The sequence below is a fragment of the Azotobacter salinestris genome (assembly GCF_009363155.1).
Taxonomy (GTDB): domain Bacteria; phylum Pseudomonadota; class Gammaproteobacteria; order Pseudomonadales; family Pseudomonadaceae; genus Azotobacter; species Azotobacter salinestris.
Genome location: NZ_CP045302.1, coordinates 1,989,860 through 2,006,696, shown reverse-complemented (window position 1 = coordinate 2,006,696; position 16,837 = coordinate 1,989,860). Strand labels below are relative to the sequence as shown.

The window sequence follows — 16,837 nt, the reverse complement described above, 5'->3', positions numbered from 1 at the left end:
GTTGTGAAAACCGGGCATTATCCGCGGCAGCGGCGGGCTTGCCAACCGCTGCGAGCCCTGGGGGCAGGCACCGCGATCGGCAGGCGAAGCGGCCGGTGCCGGCCGTGGCGGCTCAGTACAGGTCGATCGGGTCGACATCCAGCGACCAGCGCACCGTACGGGCGCCGGGCAGTCGTTCGAGGGCCGCCAGCCATGGGCCGAGCAGTCGGCGCAGTGGCGCACGGCTGGTCGCCTGCAACAGCAGCTGGGCGCGATGGCGGCCGGCGCGGCGCTCCATCGGCGCCGGGACCGGGCCGAGCAGCTCGAGGCCGGAGAGCGGCAGGGCGTCGAGCAGGTGCTGGGCTTCGTCGGCAGCCTGTTCGAGAAAGCCTTCGGCCTGCCCCGGCCGGTGCGCCTCGGCACGCAGCAGGGCGAGATGGGTGAAGGGAGGCAGGCCGGCGGCGCGGCGTTCCTCGAGGGCCTGCTCGGCGAAGGCCAGGTAGCCCTGTTCGGCCAGTTGGACCAGCAGCGGGTGGTCTGCCAGATGGGTCTGGATGATCACCGTGCCCGGCTCCTCGGCTCGCCCGGCGCGCCCGGCGACCTGCACGATCAGTTGGGCCATGCGTTCGCTGGCGCGGAAGTCGGCGGAGAACAGGCCACCGTCGGCATCGAGGATCGCCACCAGGGTGACCCGCGGAAAGTGATGCCCCTTGGCGATCATCTGCGTGCCGACCAGCAGGCAGGGCTCGCCGCGATGGATGGCGGCGAGCAGCCTGGGCAGCGCCTCCTTGCGTGCGGTGCTGTCGCGGTCGATGCGCAGCACCGGGTAATCCGGAAACAGGATACTCAGACGCTCCTCGGTACGCTCGGTGCCGACGCCGACCGGGCGCAGGTCGACCCGGGCGCACTGCGGGCAGGCCATCGGCTGGCGTTCCGCGTGGCCGCAGTGGTGGCAGCGCAGTTCGCGCTGGCGCTGGTGCAGGGTCATGCGCGCATCGCAGCGCGGGCATTGGGCGATCCAGCCGCAGTCGTGGCACAGCAGGGTCGGCGCGAAGCCGCGACGGTTGAGGAACACCAGCACCTGCTGGCCGGCGGCGAGCGTGCGGGCGATCGCCTGCTGCAGGGGTGGGGAGATTCCGCCGTCGAGCGGCCGGCTCTTCACGTCCAGGCGCAAAAAGCGCGGTGGGCGGGCGTGGCCGGCGCGCTGGCGGAGCTGGAGCAGGGCGTAGCGGCCGGTGTGGGCGTTGTGCAGGCTTTCCAGAGAGGGCGTGGCGGAGCCGAGCAGGAGCGGGATCTCCTCCAGCCGGGCGCGAACCACGGCCAGGTCGCGGGCATGGTAGCGCAGGCCTTCCTGCTGTTTATAGGACGCGTCGTGCTCCTCGTCGACGATGATCAGGCCAGGGTGCTTGAGCGGGGTGAAGAGTGCCGAGCGGGTGCCGATGACGATGTCCGCCTCGCCGTCGCGAGCTGCCAGCCAGGCGTCCAGGCGCTCGCGGTCGCCGATGCCGGAGTGGAGCAGGGCGATCCGCGCGTTGAAGCGGCGGGTGAAGCGCTCCAGTGTCTGCGGACCGAGGTTGATTTCCGGGATCAGGACCAGTGCCTGTCGCCCGGCCTCCAGCACCTGGTGGATCAACTGCAGATAGACCTCGGTCTTGCCGCTGCCGGTGACGCCGGCCAGCAGAAAGGCATTGAAGCCGCCGAAGCCGGCGCGCACCGCCTCGACGGCCCCGCGCTGTTCGTCGTTCAGCGCCAGTTCGGCCTGGAGCAGCCAACTGCCGTGCCGTTCGCGGGGCGCATGCTGGCGTATCTCGGTACGCAGCAGGCCTTTGGCCAGCAGCAGGTCGAGGCTGGCCTTGTTCAGTTGCAGCTTGCCGAGCAAGGCCTGGGGTACGCCATGGGGATGCTGGGCGAGAGTCTGCAGGGCTTCGCGCTGGCGAGGTGCACGGGCCAGGCGCGGGTCGTCCGGGTGCGCGCCTTCGGCCAGATGCCACCAGCGCTCCTGGCGCTGCTCGGCCGGCTCGCCCTGGCGCAGCAGCGCCGGCAGGGCCCAGCCGAAGGTGTCGCCGAGGCTGTGCTGATAGTAGTGGGCCGTCCACTGGCACAACCTGAGCAGACTTTGCGGCAGTGGCGGGCCGGGATCGAGAAGTTCGAGGGCAGCCTTCAGCTTGTCGGCCGGTACTTCGCTGCGCTCGCTCAGTTCGACCAGCACGCCGACCACCTCACGCCGGCCAAACGGCACGCGCAGGCGTACGCCCGGCTGCAGGAGGGCGGCCGGCACGCCGGGCGGTGCGCGGTAGTCGAACAGGCGGCGCAGTGGCGAGGGCAAGGCGAGGCGGAGGATCGGAGCAGGCACGCGGGCAGTCCTTGACGGAGAGCGACGATCTTAGCAGGCGGCGAAGCCGGGACGGCGACCGCCTGGTCTTGCGTGCTTGCATCGCCGCAGTGCTCTGGTATCATCCGGCGCCTGTTTTCGTACGGTGCCCGACATTGGGTCGGGTGGCGGTACGCCAGAGTCGAGGACTTTTCCATGAAAGCCGATATCCATCCGAATTACGTCGAGATCGAGGCGACCTGCAGCTGCGGGAACGTGATCAAGACCCGCTCCACCCTGGGCAAGAGCATCAGCATCGACGTGTGCTCCGAGTGCCACCCGTTCTATACCGGCAAGCAGAAGGTGCTCGACACCGGCGGCCGTATCGATCGTTTCAAGCAGCGTTTCGGTGTGTTCGGCTCCAAGTAAGCACCGATGGCCAGGGAGGCCTGATGCGCTGTTTCGCGCTGCTGAAAAAGGCGCCCCTCGCGGGCGCCTTTTTCGTTTCCGTCGCCTGGGGTCTGCCTGCACAGGCGCTATGCCCGGCGCCGGACAAGCTGTCGACTGCCCGCGTGGAGCGTGTGATAGACGGCGATACCCTGCACCTCGCCGACGGCCGGCGTGTGCGCCTGATCGGTGTGAATACGCCGGAGCGTGCACGCCGTGAGCAGCCTGCCGAGCCCTTTGCCGAGGCGGCGCGCGAGCGCCTTCGGCAACTGGTGACGGCCAACGGCGGGCGGGTCGACCTGCTGCCGGGGCGTCAGGCCAGGGATCGCCATGGCCGCCTCCTGGCTCATGCCTATGATGCGCATGGCCGCAGCTGGGAGGCGCAACTGCTGGCCGAGGGGCTCGGCTACCAGGTGGCGGTGGCGCCGAACGCGGCGCTTGCCGATTGCCTGAGGCAGGCCGAGCGCCGGGCGCGGGCAGCCGGCGCAGGACTCTGGCGGCAGCCGGCATGGCAGCGACCGGAGCAGCTGCGGCGCGGTGGCTTCGCCCTGATCCGCGCACGGGTCGGCGGGGTCGAACGCAATGGCGGTGGCCTGTGGATCGAGCTGGAGGGGGGCTTGGTCCTGCGTGTCGAGCCGAAGCTGCTCCGCCTGTTCGATCTGGCCGCCCTGCAGCGCCTGCCGGGACGAAGGGTCGAGACGCGAGGCTGGGTGGTCGATCGCGCCCGTCAGGGGCAAGTGGACAAGGAGCAGGCACGCTGGATGCTGCCTCTGACCCATCCGTTCATGCTCGACGTGCTTCCATGAGGCTTGCCGGGCTCTGGTACTCGGCCGGTCGCTGCTGGATCTTTCGTCATGCGGGCTGTCGAAACCGCCTGTCGCTGCCGGTGGGTTCTCGCCCATGGAGATCAGCGGCTGTCGAGCCAGGGTAAATGCGCAGATCGTTCTGCCCTATCTGTATCGGTTGGAGAGGAGCAGCGCCTTTTCGTCTGTCGCCCGCTGGCGTTGGTGGCCGTGTCCGGCCATATCGCAGTATTTGACAAGCCTCGATGGCCGATCTGGACAAGCGTCCATGCTCTCCTTGAGACAGGTCGGAAATTGGCTAAAAGTCGGGCGTCAGGGATCTTGACATGCGGCGTTGAGTGCTATTGTTGGTGCTTGTTGTCTTGCCGTATGCTCATTCAGCAAGTTGCAACACTATAAAAACGGAAACTAATAATTATGTCTGATCTCAAGACCGCCGCCCTCGAATATCACGCCCAGCCGCGTCCCGGAAAGCTGAGCGTGGAACTGACCAAACCCACCCAGACCGCCCGCGATCTGTCGCTGGCCTACAGCCCCGGCGTCGCCGAGCCGGTGCGGGAAATCGCTCGCGATCCCGAACTGGCCTACCGCTATACCGGCAAGGGCAACCTGGTCGCCGTCATCTCCGACGGCACCGCGATCCTCGGCCTGGGCAACCTCGGCCCGCTGGCCTCCAAGCCGGTCATGGAAGGCAAGGGCGTGCTGTTCAAGCGCTTCGCCGGGATCGATGTGTTCGACATCGAGGTGGATGCCGAGAGCCCGCAGGCCTTCATCGACACCGTCAAGCGCATCTCCGTGACCTTCGGCGGCATCAACCTGGAGGACATCAAGGCGCCCGAGTGCTTCGAGATCGAGCGGGCGCTGATCGAGCAGTGCGACATCCCGGTGTTCCACGACGACCAGCACGGCACCGCCATCGTCACCGCGGCGGGCATGCTCAATGCCCTGGAGATCGCCGGCAAGACCCTGGCCGATGCCAGGATCGCCTGCCTCGGCGCCGGCGCCGCGGCTATCTCCTGCATGCGCCTGCTGATCAGCCTGGGGGCCAGGGTGGAGAACATCCACATGGTCGACCGCCAGGGGGTCATCCATGCCGGACGCGACGACTTGAACCAGTACAAGGCGGTGTTCGCCCACGAGACCGACAAGCGCACCCTGTCCGACGCGCTCGACGGCGCCGACGTGTTCGTCGGCCTGTCCGGGGCCAACCTGCTGAGTCCGGAAGACCTGCTGCGCATGGCGCCGAACCCGATCGTCTTCGCCTGCTCCAACCCCGACCCGGAGATCCGGCCGGAGCTGGCGCATGCCACGCGCGGCGACGTGATCATGGCCACCGGGCGTTCCGACTACCCGAACCAGGTCAACAACGTGCTGGGCTTCCCCTTCATCTTCCGCGGCGCCCTGGACGTGCGCGCCACCCGCATCAACGAGGAGATGAAGATCGCCGCGGCGCATGCCCTGCGCGAGCTGGCCAAGCTGCCGGTGCCCAGGGAGGTGTGCGAGGCCTACGGGGTGTCGGGGCTGGAGTTCGGCCGCGACTACATCATTCCCAAGCCCATGGACCCGCGGCTGATCACCATGGTGTCCGACGCCGTGGCCCGCGCCGCCATCGAGAGCGGCGTGGCCTCCCTGCCGTATCCGAAGCACTATCCGCTGCAGTCGGTGGAGGCGGTGTTCAACAGCTGAGCGAGACTCTGCCTGGTCCAAAAGAAACCCCGCTTAAGGCGAATGCCCGTCAGTCAAGGCATTGACCTTGCAGGATAAAACGATGGAAACAGGCTCATGGATTCCCATGAGCCTGTTTCTTTTATGCTCCTTCAGCAAGTACTCCAGCAGGACATGGAACTCAATCCCGCCTCGTTCGAGTGTTTCGTCCTGTCGATCGACCCTGCCTGGATCGAGGAGGCATTGACACTGACCGGCACGGTTTCCTTGCGCTGCCGGCGCTTGCCGGCCGAGCGTATCGTCTGGCTGGTCGTCGGGATGGCCCTGTTCAGGGGGCGAGCCCAGCTGGCTGATCGTGCAACAGCCGGGATTATCCGAGGGCAACGGCCTGATGCCAGGCACGATCCCGCAGCGGCTGATGGAACTCCGGGCGCAGGCTCGCCACTTCATGCTGCCGCTCAGGCATGAGCGGCACTATTCGCGCGTCGCGAAACCATGTTCGAATAAGTATCCCCAGAAAGAAAAATGCCAGTCAGCTTAGTCAGCTTAACTGACTGGCCTTGGCTTAAGGCGGGAATTTCTTTTGAGGGTCAGAACAGGTCGATCGGCGGTGCGGATTCTTTCGCCAGTGTGCCCGGACCGGACTCCTCCTCGCTGGCCATAGGCGGCGGGGCTTCGTTCTTGAACAGCTCGAAGACGGCGCCGGGGGTGCCGGGCGAAGCGATGCGACCGCTGCCGGGGTTGATGCGCAGGGTCAGTAGCCCTTCGGGCTCGGCCTGCAGGTGCGGCGGCTTGTCCTTCAGGGCTGCGCTCATGAAGTTCATCCAGATCGGCAAGGCCACGGTGCTGCCGTATTCATGGCTGCCCAGGCTTTCCGGCTGGTCGAAACCGGCCCAGACGGTGGTGACGTAGTCGGCGTTGTAGCCGGAGAACCAGCTGTCCTTGGACTCGTTGGTGGTCCCGGTCTTGCCGGCCAGGTCGCTGCGCCCCATCTCCAGGGCGCGGCGGGCAGTGCCGCGCTTGATCACATCTTGCAGCATGCTGGTCATGATGTAGGTGGTACGGGCATCGACGATGCGCTCCGCGACGATCGGCTCGGGGGGGGGCGGGAGCCGCGTGGGCGGGGCTGGTTGGACCGCCTCGGAAGAGGCATCGGCGGTGGTAACGAGCTGTGCGCCCTCGGTGATGATCGGGGGGCTGGTGAAGGCGGCCGGTGCCGGCTCCTCTGCCGGAGTGCGAGGCGGGTTGGCCTGATACAGAAGCTTGCCGTCGCGGTCCTCGATGCGCTCGATCAGGTAGGGCTGGATGCGGTAGCCGCCATTGGCGAAGGTGCTCCAGCCGGCGGCGATTTCCAGCGGGGTCAAGTTGGCCGTGCCGAGCGCCAGGGACAGGTTGCGTGGCAGGTCGCGCTTGTCGAAGCCGAAGCGGCCGATGTAATCCAGGGTGTAGTCGATGCCGATGCTTTGCAGCAGGCGAATCGATACCAGGTTGCGCGACTTGTACAGGGCTTCGCGCAAGCGGATCGGGCCGAGAAAAGTGTTGGTATCGTTCTTGGGGCGCCAGACCGTATCCAGATACGGATCGACAAAGACGATCGGGGCGTCGTTGATCAGACTGGCGGCGGTAAAGCCGCGGTCCAGGGCTGCACTGTAGATGAAGGGCTTGAAGCTCGAGCCGGGTTGCCGCTTGGCCTGGGCGGCGCGGTTGTAGTTGCTCTGCTCGAAGGAGAAGCCTCCGACCAGGGCGCGAATCGCGCCGTTTCGCGGGTCCAGGGAGATCAGGGCGCTCTGGGCGGCAGGAATCTGACTGAAGGCCAGGCTGCCATCCTCCTGACGCATGACGCGAATCAGGTCTCCAACCTTGACCACCTGACCCGGGTTCTGCGGTCTGGGTCCCATGCTGTCGGCGCTGACGAAGGGCCGGGCCCAGCTCATGCTTTCCCAGCGCACCGTTTCCTCGTCGCCGTTGCGCATCAGGGCCTGGATGGCGTTGCTGCCGACCTGGGTGACGACGGCGGGCTCGAGACCGTTGATGCTGCGCTGCTTGTCCAGCTCGTCCAGCCAGGCGCTTCTGCTCGTGCCGGGCAGGTGGGCCTCGGGGCCTCGGTAGCCGTGGCGCCGATCGTAGTCGAGCAGCCCCTGGCGAACGGCGCTGTTGGCCGCTTCCTGCAGGTCGCTGGGAGTCGTGGTGGTAACCCGGAACCCCTCGGTATAGGCGTCGCTGCCGTAACGGCCGACCAGCTCGGCACGGGCCAGTTCGGCGATATAGGGGGCGTTCAGCTCCGGAGCGGGAACGTGATAGCTCGCGTCCGCCGGTTCTGCGAGGGCTTGCAGGTAACGAGTCTCGTCGATGTGCCCAAGCTTGTACATGCGCCCGAGGATCCAGTCGCGCCGCTCCTTGCTGCGTGCCGGGTTGGCCAGGGGATTGAAGCGCGACGGGGCTTTCGGCAAGCCGGCGATCATCGCCATCTGCGCCAGGCTCAGTTCGCGAATGGACTTGCCGTAGTAGACCTGGGCCGCTGCCTCGATGCCATAGGCGCGGTTGCCGAGGTAGATCTTGTTGACGTAGAGCTCGAGGATTTCCTCCTTGCTGAGCTCCCGCTCGATCTGCAGGGCGAGCAGGATTTCGTTGACCTTGCGCGAAAAGCTCCGCTCGCTGGTCAGGAAGAAATTCTTCGCCACCTGCATGGTGATGGTGCTGCCCCCGGTCTGAATATGCCCGCTGCTCAATAATTGCGTGGCAGCGCGCATTAGGCTCGCAAGGTCGACGCCATAATGGCTGGCGAAATTGTCGTCCTCCGCAGCCAGCAGGGCATGGATGAAGTCCGGGGGGATTTCTGCGTAGCGGATGGGGGTGCGGCGCATCTCGCCGAATTCCGCAATCAGCTTGGCATCGCTGCTGTATATCCGCAGGGGGATTTGCAGCTGGATGGTGCGCAGCGATTCGGCCGACGGAAGGTTGGGTCCCAGATAGAGAAAGGCTCCGCTCAGGCCGAGCAGCAGGCTGCTGAAAATGGCGACGAAGGTCCAGCCGAAGAATTTAAGCAAACGCATCAAGGCGGCGGGGTTTCCAGATGAAAGAAGGACAGAAGTTCGGGCAAGGCGAAAAGCGAAAAGCCGGTCACATTATATGCGTTTTTTCTGCGGGATAGCCATTTACGCTTCTGTCAAGCCTGTTATCTAATGCGTCATTACATAAATTGTCCGTAAGTTACGGATACAGCAAGGAAATTGGTTGTGCTAGGGCTCTTCAACAAGAAAGCGGGTTCATTACTGGGGATCGATATTAGTTCGACCACGGTCAAGCTTATCGAATTGAGTCGTTCGGGTAATCGTTACCGGGTGGAGGCCTATGCCGTCGAGCCGCTTCCTGCCAATGCCGTCGTCGAGAAGAATATCGCCGATCTCGATGGTGTCGGCCAGACCTTGAGCAAGGTACTGGCCAAGGCCAAGACCGGAACCAAGAATGCAGCGGTGGCCGTGGCCGGCTCCGTAGTGATCACCAAGACTGTCGAGATGGATGCCGGGCTTTCCGAAGAGGAAATGGAAACCCAGCTGAAGCTTGAGGCCGACCAATACATTCCCTATCCCCTCGAGGAAGTGGCGATCGACTTCGAAGTCCAGGGGGTGCTGCCGCGCAGCCCCGGCCGGGTCGAGGTGCTGCTCGCCGCCTGTCGCAAGGAAAACGTCGAAGCCCGCGAGGCAGTGCTGGCACTGGCCGGCCTGACGGCCAAGGTCGTTGATGTCGAGGCTTATGCCATGGAGCGTGCGTGCGGGCTGCTGGTCAATCAACTGGGCGGCGATCCGGCGGGGCTGATCGTGGCCGTCGTGGATATCGGCGCGACCATGATGACGCTCAGCGTATTGCATGACGGTCGCACCCTCTATACCCGTGAGCAGTTGTTTGGCGGCAGGCAGCTCACCGACGAAATCCAGCGCCGTTATGGGCTGTCCGTGGCCGAAGCCGGTCTGGCCAAGAAAAAAGGCGGACTTCCGGAAGACTACGACAGTGAGGTTCTGCAGCCGTTCAAGGAAGCCGTCGTACAGCAGGTGTCCCGTTCGCTGCAGTTCTTTTTTGCGGCGGGCCAGCACAACCAGGTCGACTACATCCTGCTGGCGGGTGGGACCTCTTCCCTGCCGGGGCTTGATCAGTTGATCCAGCAGAAGACCGGTACCAAGACCCTGGTGGCCAATCCGTTTGCCGAGATGACGCTGAGCCCCAAGGTGAGTGCAGCGGCTCTGGCCAGCGACGCTCCGGCCATGATGGTTGCCTGCGGTCTGGCGATGAGGAGTTTCGATTAGATGGCGCGGATCAACCTTCTACCTTGGCGCGAGCAGCTCCGCGAGGAGCGCCGCCAGCGCTTTCTGGTCACGCTGGGGGCAGTGTTGCTGGCTGCCGGTGGTCTGGTTTTCCTGGGTGACCGGTACCTGAACGCGAGCATCGACGCGCAGCGTGCGCGCAACGATTTCATTCGTCGGGAGATCGCCGTGCTCGACGCGCGAATCAAGGAGATCAGCGAACTCAAGACCCGCCGTCAGCAGTTGCTGGAGCGGATGAAGATCATCCAGGACCTGCAGGGCAATCGGCCGATCATCGGCCGGGTGTTCGAACAGTTGGTCCGCACCTTGCCTGACGGCGTGTATTTCACCTCGTTGAAGATGACCGGCAAGAACATTGCTATCGAAGGGGCTGCCGAGTCCAACAACCGGGTTTCGAATTTGATGCGCAACCTGGACGGCTCGGAATGGCTCGAGGCGCCCAACCTGACTGCGGTGAAGGCTGTGACGGCCGGGGCCCTCGATCAGGCCAACGTGTTCCAGCTGACAGTGCAGCAGGTGCAGCCGGGAGAGGATGCTGCGCAGGTCGCCGGGCATGCGCAGGCCGCAGCTGCCGTGCGCGGTGCAGGGGTTCCCGCTTCGAAGGGTGCGCAGGAGAAAAAAGGAGGAGCGCGGAAATGAGCCTGTCCGAGTCCCTGGAAAGTTTGCGCAAGGTCGACCTGGCCGATCTGGATCTGAACAACCTCGGCTCGTGGCCGGCTCCAGTGAAGGTCATTACCTGCCTGCTGATGCTGATTGCCGTTCTGGCGCTGGGATACAACTTCCATCTCAAGGATCTGCAGGCCCAGCTAGAGCGGGAGCGAGGCGAAGAGGGAACCCTGAAACAGCAGTTTTCCACCAAGGCTTTCCAGGCTGCAAACCTGGAGGCCTATAGGCAGCAGATGGTGGAGATGGAGGCCTCTTTCGGTGCCCTGTTGCGGCAGTTGCCGAGCGATACCGAAGTACCGGGGCTGCTCGAGGATATCACCCGTACCGGCTTGGGCAGCGGACTGGAGTTTGAGGAAATCAAACTTCTCGAGGAAGTTGCCCAGCAATTTTATATCGAGTTGCCGATTCAAATATCCGTAGTGGGCACTTATCACGATCTCGCCACTTTTGTCAGTGGCGTCGCCAGCCTTCCGCGCATAGTCACCTTGCATGATTTCGATATAAAGCCCGTGGCCTCGGGAGACAATACGAAGTTGCGCATGAAGATATTGGCCAAGACTTATCGTTATAACGACAAGGGGCTGCGCAAATGAAGTCTGCCCGTCTGGTTTGCATTGTGGCTCTTGTCGGACTTTCCGGTTGCGATGTCGGCAGCGAGTTTCAGGATTTGCAGGCTTATATGGATGAAGTGCGTGCACGGCCCAAGGGAACGATCGAGCCGCTGCCGGAGTTCCAGCCCTATGAGGCCTTCACCTACAGTGCGGCCGCCATGCGCAGCCCGTTCCAGCCGCCGGTGAAGATCGATCTGGCCAACCATCGTAGAGGCTCGCAGGACATTCGGCCGGACGAAGGCAGGGTCAGGCAATACCTCGAGGGGTTCAACATCGAGGTTTTCGAGATGGTCGGCACGCTTTCCAACGGGGCGGGCATGCACGCCCTGGTGCGCGGGGCAGGCGGCGTCCATCGGGTGAGGTTGGGCGACTATCTGGGGCGCAACCACGGCCGCATCGTCAAGATCAACGAAGCCTCCATCGATGTCGTGGAAATCGTTCCCGACGGCGAGGGCGGCTGGCTGGAGCGCCCGCGCAGTCTCACGTTGAAGGAGCGCTCGTGATGGGCGGATCCAGCATGAAGAAAAATCCCCGGTCTGCATTACGGAACCAGTCAATGAACAGCACCCTTTCGCGTCTCGGTATTTCGATCCTGGCTGCCCTGCTGTCGCCGGAATTGTTGGCGGCCGATCTCAAGGCCCTGGACGTGGCCGCCCTGCCTGGCGATCGGGTCGAACTCAAGTTGTCATTCGACGAGCCCGTGCCGGCTCCGCGCGGCTACACCATCGAGCAGCCGGCCCGTATTGCCCTGGATCTGCCCGGTGTGGCCAACAAACTGGGGACCAAGTACCGTGAGCTGGGTGTCGGCAACGCCCGCAGTGTCACCTTGGTCGAGGCGAACGAACGCACCCGGATGATCGTCAACCTGGCTGCACTGTCGCCCTACAACACGCGGGCCGAGGGCAACAACCTCTATGTGGTGATCGGCGAATCGGCCACCGCGCCCCAGCAGGCCCGCACTGCGCCGCCACCGGTCGCGGCGGCTTCGGCTCCGCTGGCCAAGCCCTACGTGCCGGCAGGCAAGGCGGTTCAGGGCATCGACTTCCAGCGGGGCGAGCAGGGCGAGGGCAACGTCATCATCGATCTGTCGAGCCCAGGCATGAATCCCGATATCCAGGAGCAGGGCGGCAAGATCCGCCTGGATTTTTCGGGGGCGCAGCTGCCGGAGTCCCTGCGGGCACGCCTGGACGTCAAGGATTTCGCCACACCCGTGCAGTTCGTGAGTGCTTCGAGCCAGGGTGGCAAGGCCAGTATCCTCATCGAGCCGACCGGCATGTACGACTACCTGGTCTACCAGGCCGACAATCGACTGACCGTCAGCGTCAAGGCGAAGGCCCAGGAGAGTAATGTCAGGCCCGGTGCCGATCGCTTCGCGTATACCGGTGAAAAGCTGTCGCTGAATTTCCAGGATATCGATATCCGTTCGGTTCTGCAGTTGATCGCCGACTTCACCAATCTCAACCTGGTGGCCAGCGACACCGTGCAGGGCAATATCACCCTTCGCCTGCAGAATGTGCCTTGGGATCAGGCGCTCGACCTGGTGCTCAAGACCAAGGGGCTGGACAAGCGCAAGATCGGCAACGTGCTTCTGGTGGCGCCGGCCGACGAAATCGCGGCACGCGAGCGTCAAGAGTTGGAGGCGCAACAGCAGATCGCCGAGCTGGCTCCCCTCCGTCGCGAGCTGGTTCAGGTGAACTATGCCAAAGCGGCGGACATCGCCAAGCTCTTCCAGTCGGTCACCAGCGGCGAAGAGGTTGGAGAGCAGCGTGGCTCCATCACGGTCGACGAGCGGACCAACAACATCATTGCCTACCAGACCCAGGATCGCCTGGACGAGTTGCGGCGGATCGTCGCCCAACTTGATATCCCGGTGCGCCAGGTGATGATCGAGGCGCGCATCGTCGAGGCCAATGTCGATTACGACAAGAGCTTGGGGGTGCGCTGGGGCGGAAGTTTCGTGAACGACCAGTGGAGCCTGTATGGCAAGGATGGCGCACAATCGATCGATGACGGGCAGGTGTTCCTGCCGGGGACCGACAAAGTCGGCAACTTCACGTTGGAGGATGGCGTGGCTCCCGTCCCCTTCGTCGACATGGGGGTTGCGAACAGCACCTCCGGTCTTGGCATTGGCTTCGTCTCCGATCATCTGATCCTCGATCTGCAGCTGTCGGCCATGGAGAAGACCGGCAACGGCGAGGTCATCTCCCAGCCCAAGGTGCTCACCTCGGATAAGGAGACGGCAAAGATTCTGACCGGCGAGGAGATCCCCTATCAGGAGGCCAGCTCCAGCGGTGCGACCAGCACCTCCTTCAAGGAGGCGGCGCTGTCGCTGGAGGTGACGCCGCAGATCACTCCCGACAACCGCATCATCATGGAAGTGAAGGTGACCAAGGATCAGGCGGACTTCTCCAAGGCCCTGAACGGGGTGCCGCCGATCAACAAGAACGAGGTCAATGCCAAGGTGCTGATCGGCGACGGCGAAACCATCGTGATCGGCGGGGTCTTCTCCAATACCCAGGCCAAATCCGTGGACAAGGTGCCTTTCCTCGGCGATTTGCCGTTCATCGGGCGTCTGTTCCGCCGCGACGTGGTTGCCGACAGCAAATCCGAGCTGCTTGTTTTCCTGACTCCGCGTATTCTTAATAACCAGGCTATTGCTGTGAGTCGTTGAGTCAGTGCGAAATGTGATCCTCGTGGGCCCGATGGGCTCGGGCAAGAGTACCATCGGGCGTTTGCTTGCCAAAGAACTGCGGTTGACGTTCAAGGATTCCGACAAGGAAATCGAACAGCGTACCGGTGCCGACATTCCCTGGATCTTCGATGTGGAAGGAGAGAAGGGATTTCGCGAGCGCGAGCAGGCGATGATTGGAGAGCTTTGCGCCAGCGACGGCATCGTGCTCGCCACGGGTGGCGGTGCCGTGCTGCGGCCCGAGAATCGCATCGCCCTGCGCGCGGGCGGACGGATCGTCTATCTGCATGCCTCGGTTGCCCAGCAGCTGGAGCGTACTTCCCGCGACCGCAATCGTCCGCTGCTGCGTGCTGCCGATCCGGGGCGGGTGCTGAGCGATCTGATGCTCATCCGGGATCCCTTGTACCGGGAGATCGCCGATCTGGTGGTGGAGACCGACGAGCGCCCGCCGCGCATGGTCGTGGAAGAAATCCTCGATCGCCTGCACACGCTGCCGCCGCGGTAACGCCGCACGCAACTGCGCTATTCTAGCGCCCTTTCCAATGCGGGGGCTTTCATGCAGACGTTACAGGTTGATCTCGGCGAGCGCAGTTATCCCATCTATATCGGAGCCGGTCTGCTGAGCCAGGTGGAATGCATCGTTCCGCATCTGGCCGGCCGTCAGGTGGCGGTGGTCACCAACGAAACCGTGGCGCCGCTCTATCTGGACCAACTGATCCGGACTCTGGCCGGTCATGAACTGACGCCCATCGTGCTGCCGGATGGCGAAGCCTTCAAGCACTGGGAGACCCTGCAGAAGATTTTCGACGGCCTGCTCGAGGCCCGGCACGACCGGCGCACTACCATCATTGCCCTGGGCGGGGGAGTCGTCGGCGACATGGCTGGATTTGCTGCGGCCTGCTATCAGCGCGGGGTTGACTTCATCCAGATTCCGACCACCTTGCTGTCCCAGGTGGACTCCTCGGTCGGAGGCAAGACCGGCATCAATCACCCGCTGGGCAAGAACATGATCGGTGCCTTCTATCAGCCGAAGGCCGTGGTGATCGATACCGCCACGCTGGCGACCCTGCCGGAGCGGGAGTTGTCCGCCGGGCTGGCCGAGGTGATCAAGTACGGCCTGATCTGTGACGAGCCTTTCCTCGGCTGGCTGGAATCGCACATGGAAGCGCTTCGCGCCCTGGACTCGGCATCCCTGACCGAGGCCATCGCCCGCTCCTGCGCGGCCAAGGCGCAGGTGGTCGGTGCCGACGAACGCGAATCGGGGGTGCGCGCCACCCTGAATCTGGGACACACTTTCGGTCATGCCATCGAAACCCACATGGGCTACGGTTCGTGGCTGCATGGCGAGGCGGTGGCTGCGGGGACCGTCATGGCCCTGGAGATGTCCCGACGCCTCGGCTGGCTCGACGAGGCCGGGCGTAATCGCGGCATCCGTCTGCTGCAGCGGGCAGGCTTGCCCGTGGTGCCGCCGGCGGAGATGACGGCGGACGACTTCCTCAGGCACATGGCCGTCGACAAGAAGGTTCTGGGCGGTCGCTTGCGGCTGGTGCTGCTCAAGCGCCTGGGCGAAGCGGTGGTGACCGGGGATTTCCCGCACGAGGCCTTGCTGGCCACCCTGGATACCGACTACCGGACGCTGATGGAACAGATCAGTCACTGAGAAAGCCATGACCAGTTTGCATGCAGACGACGCACTCCTGACCTACTACCAATTCAGCCACGACCCTTTCGCGCCGCGTACGCCGGGATTCAAGTTCTTTCCAGCGCAGCGCAAGCAGGTGCTCGGCCAGTTGCATCATCTTGCCCACTACAGCCGCCTGCTGCTGGTGGTCAGCGGGCCGCTGGGCAGTGGCAAGACGCTTCTCCGGCAGGCGCTGGTGGCCAGCAGCAACAAGCAGACGGTACTGTGCGTTGTGGTTTCTGCGCGGGCCTCGGCGCGTGTCGACGGTCTGCTGCGGCAGGTTGCGCTCGGGCTGGGGCTGGCGCATGCGGACGAGCAATCGATCCTGGATCAGGTGGAGCAGTTGGCCGCCGCTGGCCAGGATCTCTACCTTCTGGTGGACGATGCGGAGCTGCTGGAAACGGCTGCCCTCGATGCGCTGCTGGCCCTGGCGGCGGGCACTGATATCGGGCGGCCGCATGTGTTTCTGTTCGGCGAGCCGGAGCTGGTGGCGCGCCTGCAGTCTCTGGATGGCGGCGAGGAACGCTTCCATGTGCTGCAGCTGAATCCCTACACGCTGAACGACACGCGCGAATATCTGGCGCAGCGCCTGGAGGGGGCGGGCAGCGATATCGGGGTGTTCAGCGACGAGCAGATCGAGGCGATTCGCCGCGAGTCCGGTGGCTGGCCGGGAGAGATCAATCGGCTTGCTCGCGAGCTGCTGCACGAGGAAATGCTGGCCGGCTATGCGGAGGATGACGAGGAGGCGCCAGGCCTGATGCTGCCGAGAAAGCATCTGCTGGCCATGGCAGTGGTCGCCATGGCCGTGGCTGGGGCCTGGTTCATGCACGGTGGAGCGGAAGGCGAGACACCGGTTGTGGCGCAGCAGCCGCCGGCGGAGGCACCGAGCGCCCCGACTGCCGGGCCGGCTGGCGCCATGCCCGTGCAGTCCGCGGCGGGTGAAGTCCAGCCGGTGCTGCGCGAGCCGCTGGCCCAGGCGGCGAGCGAGGTGGACGCCGAGGATATCGGTATTGCCGGTCCGGCTGCGGTCGTGGCCGCCACCACTAGTGCCGTGCTTGCGCCGGTCACGCCGTCAGTGCCTGCGCCGAAGCCTGAGGTCAGGGCGCCTGCAGTGGTGCAGCCGGCGCCGGCTCCCCAGTCCGGATCGGCAACTCAGCCGCCAGCTGTCGCGAGGCCCGTTACGTCCTCCGCGCCGGCTCCTGCGCCGCGGGTCGTGGCGAAGCCCGCCGTGCCGGCCCCGGCGCCGGCCACTCCCACGGCGCCGGTCGCCGCGAAGCCGGCTCCGACGGCAGTGGCCCCCGCCTCTCGGTCGCCGGCTGCCGCACAGCCTGGCGCATCGGCGGGGGGCGACTGGTATCGCGGCCAGGCTGCCTCGCGCTATGCCCTGCAGGTGCTGGGCACACGCTCGGAGAGCAGTGCCCAGGCCTTCGTGCGAGCCCAGGGTGCGGGCTACCGCTACTTCCGGAAGCTACATCAGGGGCAGCCGCTGTTCGTGGTGACCTACGGCAGTTTCGCCAGCCGCGCCGAAGCGCAGGCGGCGATCAAGACCCTGCCGGCATCGGTGCAGGCCAGCAAGCCCTGGCCTCGCACCTTCGCCAGCATTCAGCAGGAGGCCGGCGTGCGCTGATATCGCTCTAACACGACAGGTTCGATTTATCTTTCAAGA

At 64.6% G+C, this 16,837-nt stretch carries 14 protein-coding genes; 12 read left to right on the top strand and 2 right to left on the bottom strand.

Annotation, left to right across the window (positions count from 1 at the left end; genetic code table 11):
- Positions 1–112: 112 nt before the first annotated feature.
- Positions 113–2,332 carry a primosomal protein N' gene (locus GCU53_RS09385; protein ID WP_152387378.1) on the bottom strand — a complete coding sequence of 740 codons (2,220 nt, stop codon included), beginning with the start codon at positions 2,330–2,332 and terminating at the stop codon, positions 113–115.
- A 174-nt stretch (positions 2,333–2,506) separates the two neighbouring features.
- On the opposite strand from GCU53_RS09385, the gene rpmE reads away from it, so the two are divergent.
- The 4 genes from rpmE to GCU53_RS09365 all read left to right on the top strand — a co-directional run bounded on the left by rpmE (position 2,507) and on the right by GCU53_RS09365 (position 5,673).
- Positions 2,507–2,719, top strand: coding sequence for a 50S ribosomal protein L31 (rpmE, locus tag GCU53_RS09380; protein WP_152387377.1), 213 nt, complete (start codon positions 2,507–2,509; stop codon positions 2,717–2,719).
- Positions 2,720–2,742: 23 nt separating this feature from the next.
- Positions 2,743–3,543: a thermonuclease family protein gene (locus tag GCU53_RS09375; RefSeq protein ID WP_208845465.1), complete on the top strand. Its 801-nt coding sequence runs from the start codon at positions 2,743–2,745 to the stop codon at positions 3,541–3,543.
- A 414-nt stretch (positions 3,544–3,957) separates the two neighbouring features.
- Positions 3,958–5,226, top strand: a complete 1,269-nt coding sequence (locus GCU53_RS09370) for a malic enzyme-like NAD(P)-binding protein (protein ID WP_152387376.1) — start codon at positions 3,958–3,960, stop codon at positions 5,224–5,226.
- 96 nt (positions 5,227–5,322) lie between these two features.
- On the top strand, positions 5,323–5,673 hold the full coding sequence (locus GCU53_RS09365) for a transposase domain-containing protein (RefSeq protein WP_152387375.1): 351 nt from the start codon (positions 5,323–5,325) through the stop codon (positions 5,671–5,673).
- Between the two features lie 122 nt (positions 5,674–5,795).
- Here GCU53_RS09365 and GCU53_RS09360 read toward each other — a convergent pair whose 3' ends face one another.
- Positions 5,796–8,261: a penicillin-binding protein 1A gene (locus GCU53_RS09360; RefSeq protein ID WP_208845464.1), complete on the bottom strand. Its 2,466-nt coding sequence runs from the start codon at positions 8,259–8,261 to the stop codon at positions 5,796–5,798.
- Between the two features lie 180 nt (positions 8,262–8,441).
- Between GCU53_RS09360 and GCU53_RS09355 the strand changes: the two genes are divergently transcribed.
- Genes GCU53_RS09355 through GCU53_RS09320 form a run of 8 tightly spaced genes read left to right on the top strand, consistent with a single transcriptional unit; the run spans position 8,442 to position 16,798 of the window.
- Positions 8,442–9,506, top strand: a complete 1,065-nt coding sequence (locus GCU53_RS09355; protein WP_152387373.1) for a pilus assembly protein PilM — start codon at positions 8,442–8,444, stop codon at positions 9,504–9,506.
- Positions 9,507–10,163 (top strand): PilN domain-containing protein, encoded by a 657-nt coding sequence (locus GCU53_RS09350; RefSeq protein ID WP_152387372.1) that lies wholly within the window; start codon positions 9,507–9,509, stop codon positions 10,161–10,163. It begins immediately after the preceding gene.
- The gene (pilO, locus tag GCU53_RS09345) at positions 10,160–10,783 is read left to right on the top strand and encodes a type 4a pilus biogenesis protein PilO (RefSeq protein ID WP_152387371.1); all 624 of its coding nucleotides are present in this window, start codon (positions 10,160–10,162) and stop codon (positions 10,781–10,783) included. Before GCU53_RS09350 ends, pilO begins: the two co-directional genes overlap by 4 nt.
- Positions 10,780–11,304 carry a type 4a pilus biogenesis lipoprotein PilP gene (gene pilP, locus GCU53_RS09340; protein ID WP_152387370.1) on the top strand — a complete coding sequence of 175 codons (525 nt, stop codon included), beginning with the start codon at positions 10,780–10,782 and terminating at the stop codon, positions 11,302–11,304. Before pilO ends, pilP begins: the two co-directional genes overlap by 4 nt.
- Before the next feature lie 53 nt (positions 11,305–11,357).
- Positions 11,358–13,472 (top strand): type IV pilus secretin PilQ, encoded by a 2,115-nt coding sequence (locus GCU53_RS09335; RefSeq protein ID WP_167520048.1) that lies wholly within the window; start codon positions 11,358–11,360, stop codon positions 13,470–13,472.
- Positions 13,473–13,476: 4 nt separating this feature from the next.
- Positions 13,477–13,995, top strand: coding sequence for a shikimate kinase AroK (aroK, locus tag GCU53_RS26010; RefSeq protein ID WP_152387368.1), 519 nt, complete (start codon positions 13,477–13,479; stop codon positions 13,993–13,995).
- Between the two features lie 51 nt (positions 13,996–14,046).
- Positions 14,047–15,150 carry a 3-dehydroquinate synthase gene (gene aroB / locus GCU53_RS09325; protein ID WP_152387367.1) on the top strand — a complete coding sequence of 368 codons (1,104 nt, stop codon included), beginning with the start codon at positions 14,047–14,049 and terminating at the stop codon, positions 15,148–15,150.
- Positions 15,151–15,157: 7 nt separating this feature from the next.
- Positions 15,158–16,798, top strand: coding sequence for an SPOR domain-containing protein (locus tag GCU53_RS09320; protein ID WP_152387366.1), 1,641 nt, complete (start codon positions 15,158–15,160; stop codon positions 16,796–16,798).
- The last annotated feature ends 39 nt before the right edge of the window (positions 16,799–16,837 follow it).